Genomic DNA, 7,876 nt, shown 5'->3' on the forward strand with positions numbered 1-7,876 from the left:
CAGCCTGCGCCGGCGCAGGCTGCGCCCAACGTCCTGCCACCGACGCCGACGAGCGACGGCGGCGCGCCGGGGCCAAATCCGCGGCGGACCGCACAGTGACGGCAATGATGGGCAAATCATGATGCGTGCCCTGCTCGATACGGACAGCCCCCGACCGGGGGCACTTGGCGCCGGTTTGCGCTCGCGCGTGCGGAAGTCCGCCACCTCGCGCAAGGGTGCGAAGCCCGCGACTTCGCGCGGCACCACCTCGGGCGGCTCCGACGGTTCGGGCGGGGATCGCCCGGACCGGTTCACCATCCGCACGCGATGGGCGGTCGTGTTCGTCGTCCTCGCGGTCCTGGCCATCGCCGCGCGTCTGGTCGTGGTCCACACCGTTGAGTCCAAGACGCTTGCTGCACAAGCCGCCGCGCAGCGGGAGTTCACCCAGGTCCTCACCGCCAAGCGCGGCGCGATCCTCGACCGCAACGGCCGTCCCCTGGCCTATACCGACGAGGCGCGCGCACTGACCTTCCTGCCGCAGGCGGTTCGTGCCGCCACCGAGGCCGCGCACCAGCGCGATCCGAAACTCCCCGATGCGGCCACCCGGTTCGCGGCGATCGCCAAGGGGGTGTCGAGTGCACTGGGAGGGTCGATCTCGGAGGCCGACCTGTTGGCCAAGCTGAACGGTCAGGACAAGTTCGTGTACCTGGCGCGTTCGGTGGCCACCGACGTCGCTGCCCGCATCGTCGCCGATTACCCCGAGGTGGGTGCCGATCCGGAGGACCTGCGGGTCTACCCGGGCGGTTCACTGGCCGCCAACGTCGTCGGTGATGTCAATTACGACGGCAACGGTCTGATCGGCCTCGAGTCGTCGATGGACTCGGTGCTCGGAGGTACCAACGGCTCGAAGACGTTCGACCGCGGCTCTGACGGCGCCGTCATTCCGGGCAGTGCGCGCAACGTCGCCCCCGCGATCAACGGAGCCACGCTGCGCTTGACGCTCGACTCCGACATCCAGTGGTTCGTCCAGAGTCAGGTCTACGCCGCCAAGGCCGCTTCCGGGGCCAAGCGGGTCGCGGCGGTCGTCCTCGACGCCAAGACGGGTGAGGTGCTGGCGATGGCCAACGACTCGACCTTCGACGCGTCGCGGCCGCTTTCCCAGCAGCGCGACGCCAGTCTCGACAACCCTGCGGTGACCACCCCGTTCGAGCCGGGGTCGGTGAACAAGATCATCACCGCGGCGGCAGCGATCGAGTACGGCGTGACCCGGCCCGAGACCACACACCTGGTGCCCGGCTACATCCGGATGGCCGGTGTGACCGTGAAGGACGCGTGGGCGCACGGCACGGAGCGGTACACCACGGCCGGAATCTTCGGCAAATCGTCGAACGTCGGCACCCTGATGCTGGCGCGCAAGGTCGGTGATAAGCGGTTTGCCGACATGGTCGCGGCGTTCGGGCTGGGGCAGCGCACCGGTGTGAGCCTGCCCGGCGAGAGCCCGGGGCAGGTTCCGGCGCTGTCGCAGTGGTCGGGCGGTTCGTTCGCCAACCTGCCGATCGGGCAGGGCCTGTCGATGACCCTGCTGCAGATGACGTCGGCCTACCAAGCGATCGCCAACGACGGCGTTCGCATCCCGCCGCGGATCATCGCCGCCGAGACGCGTGACGGACACCGCGAGTCGCCGATGCCCACCCCCGACGGGATCACCGTCGTATCCCCGCAGACCGCCCGCACGGTGCGCGACATGTTCCGCGCCGTCGTCCAAGACGATCCGACCGGGCGCCAGCGCGGGACCGGTCCGGCAGCTGCCGTGCCGGGCTACCAGGTGTCGGGGAAGACCGGCACGGCCCAGCAGGTCGATCCGCACTGCAACTGCTACTCGGACTCGCGCTACAACATCACCTTCGCCGGAATCGCTCCCGCCGACGATCCGCGCTACGTGATCGGTCTCATCATGGACAACCCGCGGCGCAGTTCCGACGGCAGTGGCGGGCAGTCGGCGGCACCGCTGTTCGGCACGATCGCCGGATGGTTGTTGCAACGTGCCCGGGTCCCGTATTCGCCGCCGGCCCCCCGCCTAACCCTCGAGGCGGGCTGAGTCGGTCGCTGCGGCCGGTAGATTGACACCCCATGGGAACCGACTCCATCCGTCCCGAACGCGTTGCACCGACGTCCGTCGCCGAGCTGGCGTTGATGATCGGAGCCGACGGCCCGGGCAGTGGGACCGGCACCGTGGTGACCGGCGTGACGCTGCGCGCGCAGTCCGTGCGTCCCGGCGACCTGTTCGCTGCGCTTCCCGGCGCGCGGGTGCACGGCGCCTCGTACGCGGCGGAGGCGCTGAGCCGCGGCGCGACCGCCATCCTGACCGACCCGGACGGCGCCGTCATCGTCGACGCCGAGTGCAACGCACCGGACGGGGTCGCGGTCCTGGTCCACCCGGACCCGCGTGCCGTGCTCGGTGCGCTCGCCGCGGCGGTCTACCGCGATCCGAGCCGCTCGTTGACGGTTATCGGGATCACCGGCACCTCGGGGAAGACGACGACCGCGTTCATGGTCGAGGCCGCCATGATCGCCGCCGGCCACTCGGTGGGCGTGATCGGCACGGTGGGCACCCGCATCAACGGCGCGGCCGTGCCCAGTTCGCTGACCACCCCGGAAGCGCCGGACCTGCAGGCACTGCTGGCGACGATGCTCGAGCGCGGAGTCGACACGGTGGTCATGGAGGTGTCCAGCCATGCGCTGCGGCTGGGTCGGGTCGCCGGAGTCTCGTTCGCCGTCGGTGGGTTCACCAATCTGTCCCAGGACCACCTGGACTTCCATCCGACGATGGAGGACTACTTCGACGCCAAGTCGGCGCTGTTCGACCCGGCATCGCCGATGGCGGCGGCTACCGCGGTGATCTGCGTCGACGACGAGTGGGGTGCGAAGATGGCCGCGATTGTCGCCGATCCGACGACCGTCGCGACGGTCGACCACGCCGACCGGGTGGATCCTGCGGCCCGCCGGTGGACGGCGGTGGTGGCCACCGACGGGCCGTCGGCGCTGCTCGACCCCGACGGCGGTGTGCATCGACTCCCGGTACCGCTGCCGGGACGCTTCAACGTGACCAATGCCGCGCTCGCCGTCGCACTGTGCGCGGCGGCCGGGGCAGACGTCGACCGGGCGTGTGCCGGCATCGCCGACGTTGCCGTCCCGGGGCGGCTGGAGCCGGTGCGGGCGGGGCAGGATTTCCTCGCCGTCGTCGACTACGCCCATAAACCCGCCGCTGTCGAAGCCGTGCTGGGCACACTCGCCGCGGATTGCCCTGGGCGGATCGCGGTGGTGCTGGGCGCCGGTGGCGATCGGGACACCGGCAAGCGCCCGCAAATGGGGGCGGCCGCGGCGCGTGGCGCCGACCTGGTGATCATCACCGACGACAACCCGCGCTCTGAGGAACCCGCCGCCATCCGCGCCGCCGTGCTGGCCGGCGCCCTCGCCGTAGCGGCTGAGCAGCGCCGCGCCACCGACATCCGGGAAGTGGGCGATCGGGCCGCGGCGATCGCCGATGCTGTCGCGTGGGCGCAGTCCGGGGACGTCGTCTTGATCGCCGGCAAGGGCCACGAGACGGGGCAGGAGATCAACGGGGTCAAGCACGATTTCGACGATCGCGTGGTGCTTCGTCAGGCGTTGATGGCATCGGCGCCGGGTCGCCGGCAGATCACCGTGATCGACGACGGAGCGAGTGCGACGATCGCCGACGGCAAGTCGCTGCTGCGACGGTTGGTGGAGGTCGCCGCCGATAGTGGGGCCGGTAGCGCGCACCGCGGCGCACCGGGGGAGCCGGGGGCACCGCGCACCTGGCTCGTCCTGGGCGAGTTGGCCGACGACGGCGATATGGCGCGCAGCGTCGTCGATCACGATCTGCTCGGCCGGTCGGCCGTGCGGCTGGCGGTGGACAAAGTCGTCTGCGTCGGCGACTCCCGGGCCGTGCGCGCCGCTCACCAGGGTGCGGTGATGGAGGGGTCGTGGGGCGACGAAGCGGCCCTGCTGGCCACCTCCGAAGAGCTTGCGCAGACGTGGGTTGCGCCCGGTGCGGGGGCTCCGGCGGCCGGTGATGTGATCGCGATGGTCGGCGATTGGGACCGGGGCCCGGTGCTGGCCGCGCTGGCACAACGGGACCTGGTCGTCGAGTGGATTTGACGGCGGGGTTGGATGGTGGGGTTGCACGCGGACCGAACGAGCAGGAGGAGCAGTCGTGACGCATGACGTTACGCAGATTCTGGTGGCGGGGTCGGTTGGCCTCATCGTGTCGATCGGTTTGACGCCGGTACTGATCCGGGTGTTCTCCAAGCAGGGGTTCGGCCAGGAGATACGCGTCGAGGGTCCGGAGAGCCACCAGACCAAGCGCGGCACGCCCTCGATGGGCGGCGTGGCCATCGTCACCGCCATCGTCGCCGCCTACTTCAGCGCGCACATCGTCGGTTATATCCTCGACGATTCAGGTCCGACCGCATCGGGCATGCTGGTGCTGGGCCTCACGGTCATGCTGGCGCTGGTCGGGTTCCTCGATGACATCATCAAGGTGCGCAAACAGCGCAACCTCGGCCTGAACAAGACGGCCAAATCGGTGGGTCAGGCAGTTGCCGCGATTTTGTTCGGCGTGCTTGTGCTGCGGTTCCGCAACTCATACGGCTACACCCCGGCCAGCGAACATCTGTCCTACGCCCGTGACATCAGCGCGATCTCGCTGGCCGGGCTCGGCGGCGTCGTCTTCGTCCTCTTCGTCTGGTTCGTCGTCGCGGCGTGGTCCAACGCCGTCAACTTCACCGATGGGCTCGACGGCCTGGCAGCCGGGTCGATGGCGATGGTCATGGGCTCCTATGTGCTCATCACCTACTGGCAGTACCGCAACGCGTGTCAGGGCGGCGCGGCCGGGATCCCGTCGGCGCCGGGCTGTTACCCGGTGCGCGACCCGTTGGATCTCACCATCCTCGCCACGGCCGGTGGTGCCGCCTGCCTCGGCTTCCTCTGGTGGAACGCCGCGCCCGCGAAGATCTTCATGGGCGACACGGGGTCGCTCGCCCTCGGCGGATTGCTGGCGGGGCTGTCCATCGTCAGTCACACCGAGCTGGTCGCGGTCGTCCTGGGCGCGCTGTTCGTCACGGAGATGATCTCGGTGGTGCTGCAGATCCTGGTCTTCCGGACATCGGGGCGCCGACTGTTCCGAATGGCGCCATTCCACCACCACTTCGAACTCGGCGGCTGGGCTGAGACGACGGTCATCATCCGGTTCTGGTTGTTGACGGCCATCTCCATCGGCCTTGGCCTCTCGCTGTTCTACAGCGAGTTCAAGAACTTCGGTGGCTGAGTTCGACGCAGCACGGGCCGCCGAACTCGTCGCCGGGTTGGGCGGCGCAGACGTGGTGGTCGCCGGGTTCGGGACGGCGGGGCGCTCGGCGGCGTCGTACCTGAAGTCCGCGGGGGCCCACGTCATCGTGGTCGACGATGCGTTCGGCACCCATGAAGAGGTCGATGGCCTGCACCGGCTCGGCGTCGAGAATGCCGCCGCCGACGAGGCGCTCTGGGCGTGCGCCCGGTTGCTCGTCGTGTCGCCGGGATTCGCCCCGGACCACTCGTTGGTCGCCGTCGCCCACGCCGCTGGCGTCCCGGTGTGGGGCGAGGTGGAGCTGGCGTGGTGGGTCGACCGGTGCGGCGCGACCGGCCCGCCGCGCACCTGGCTGGTGGTGACTGGCACGAACGGCAAGACGACGACGACGGCGATGGTCGAGCAGATCGTGGCCGCGGCCGGGCGGTCGGTCGCAGCGTGCGGGAACTATGGGACCCCGGTGCTCGACATCCTGACGCGGGCCGAGCGCACCGATGTGCTGTGTGTCGAGGCGTCCTCGTTCCAGCTTCACTGGGCGCCGTCGTTGCGGCCGGCGGCCGGGGTCGTGCTCAACGTCGCGGAGGACCACCTCGACTGGCACGGCGGGATGGCGGCCTACGCCGGGGCGAAAGCCGGCGCATTGCGCGGGCGGGTCGCCGTCGTGGGCAGCGATGACTCGATTGCCGCGACCCTGCCGGTGGGGATGGACTCGCGGCGCGTGCCGTTCACACTGGGTGAGCCCGTTGAAGGACAACTCGGGATTGTCCACGGGATGCTCGTCGACCGGGCTTTCAGCGATGGCGCAGAGCTGATCGGCGTCGATCGCATCCACCCGCCCGGGCCGTCGGGGTGCGCAGATGCACTGGCCGCCGCTGCGCTCACGCTGGCGATCGGAGTCCCGGTCGCGGCTATCACCGCCGGACTGGCGGACTTCGCCCCGGCCCGGCATCGCGGCGAAGAGGTGATCCGCCTCGCGCGGGCGTCGGGCGCGCCGGTGGCGTTCATCGACGACTCCAAGGCCACCAACCCGCATGCGGCGGCGGCGGCGATTGCTGCGCGGCAACGGGTGGTGCTGGTGGCGGGTGGATTGCTCAAGGGGGCATCCGTCGACGAATTGATCAGCGATGCACGCGACCGGTTGGCCGGGGTGGTGGCGATCGGGCGCGATCGGGGCGAGATTGTGCGCGCGATTGCGCGACACGCCCCAGAAGTCCCAACAGTCACAGTATTCACAGGGGACGATGGGCGGGTGATCGTTGAGACGCACGTGCCCGATCCGGGCTTCACGACGGATCCGGCCGCCGCCGACCGTTCCCGCTCGGTCGAAGTGATGACTGCCGCTGTGGCCCGGGCCTGGGAGATCGCCCGTGCCGACGACCGCGTTGACGCGGTCCTGCTCGCCCCAGCCGCGGCCTCCCTCGACATGTTCGACAGCTACTCCGCCCGCGGCGACGCCTTCGCCGGGGCCGCGACCGCGCTGGCCGGGGCGCAGCGATGACCGTCGCCGACCGCGAGTCCACGACGGCCGCGGACGAGACGGCGGACACTGCGGCGACCACGACGGCGGCTAAGACCACGACCGCGGCAAAGACGAAGACGGCCGCCAAGACGAAGACGGCCGCCAAGACGGAGACCACCACCCCCGAGCCGTCGGAGTCGCTGCTCGCCTGGCCCAAGGTGATCGTCGAGGCCGTGCGCAACCTGCTCGCGCGTCCGACGGCGTCGTTCCACCTCGTCGTCGGGCTCGCGCTGGTGTTGACCGTCCTTGGCCTGGTGATGGTGCTCTCGGCGTCGTCGGTCGAGGGGTACTCGAAAGACGGTTCCGCCTACAGCATGTTCACCACGCAGGTGATCTTCGCAATGCTGGGCCTTGCGGTGTTCTACGTGACCGTGCGCCTGCCCGTCCGTTTGCTGCGCCGAGCCGCGGGGCCGATGATCGTGCTCACGACAATCCTGCTGGCATTGGTGCTGGTGCCTGGCATCGGCACTCTCAGCCAGGGCGCGCGGCGGTGGTTCGTCGTCTACGGGCTGTCGGTGCAGCCGTCGGAACTGGTGAAGGTGGCGCTGTGCGTGTGGGGGGCCCATCTGCTGGCCTCGCGCCGCCGTGACGGCGTCAACCTGACCGAGCTGCTGGTGCCGCTGATCCCGGTCGCGGCCCTGATCTGCCTGTTGATCCTGTTGGAGCCAAACCTCTCGACGACCATCACCATCGCGATCATCGTCGGCGCGCTGCTGTGGTTCGCGGGGCTGCCGTGGAAGGTGTTCGCGAGTTTCGTGGTGTGCGGCGTGCTGCTCGCCGTGGGTTTGGCCCTGGTCGAGGGATATCGCTCCGAGCGCGTCCGCAGCTTCATCGGCGCGATCAACGATCCGCAGGGTGCCGGGTACCAGGCGCGCCAGGCCCTGTACGCGCTGGCCAACGGTGGTGTCGTGGGTGTCGGCCTCGGACAGAGCCGAGCCAAGTGGAACTACCTGCCGAACGCGCACAACGACTTCATCTTCGCCATCGTCGGCGAGGAGCTCGGCTTCGTCGGC

At 69.9% G+C, this 7,876-nt stretch carries 5 protein-coding genes; all 5 read left to right on the forward strand.

What is annotated here, in order from left to right:
• The first annotated feature begins 118 nt into the window (after positions 1 to 118).
• Positions 119 to 2,077 carry a peptidoglycan D,D-transpeptidase FtsI family protein gene (locus B4L26_RS13110; protein WP_290719328.1) on the forward strand — a complete coding sequence of 653 codons (1,959 nt, stop codon included), beginning with the start codon at positions 119 to 121 and terminating at the stop codon, positions 2,075 to 2,077.
• A gap of 32 nt (positions 2,078 to 2,109) precedes the next feature.
• Positions 2,110 to 4,158: a UDP-N-acetylmuramoyl-L-alanyl-D-glutamate--2,6-diaminopimelate ligase gene (locus B4L26_RS13115; protein WP_290719330.1), complete on the forward strand. Its 2,049-nt coding sequence runs from the start codon at positions 2,110 to 2,112 to the stop codon at positions 4,156 to 4,158.
• 55 nt (positions 4,159 to 4,213) lie between these two features.
• Entirely contained in the window at positions 4,214 to 5,326 is a 1,113-nt protein-coding gene (mraY, locus tag B4L26_RS13120; RefSeq protein WP_290719332.1) for a phospho-N-acetylmuramoyl-pentapeptide-transferase, read from the forward strand.
• Positions 5,319 to 6,842: a UDP-N-acetylmuramoyl-L-alanine--D-glutamate ligase gene (gene murD / locus B4L26_RS13125; protein ID WP_290719334.1), complete on the forward strand. Its 1,524-nt coding sequence runs from the start codon at positions 5,319 to 5,321 to the stop codon at positions 6,840 to 6,842. The genes mraY and murD overlap by 8 nt, the downstream gene beginning before the upstream one ends.
• A partial coding sequence (locus B4L26_RS13130; protein ID WP_290719336.1) for an FtsW/RodA/SpoVE family cell cycle protein occupies positions 6,839 to 7,876 on the forward strand: 1,038 nt, incomplete at its 3' end. The genes murD and B4L26_RS13130, both read left to right, overlap by 4 nt.

It is taken from the genome of Gordonia sp. UBA7599 (genome assembly GCA_002477755.1).
Taxonomy (GTDB): domain Bacteria; phylum Actinomycetota; class Actinomycetes; order Mycobacteriales; family Mycobacteriaceae; genus Gordonia.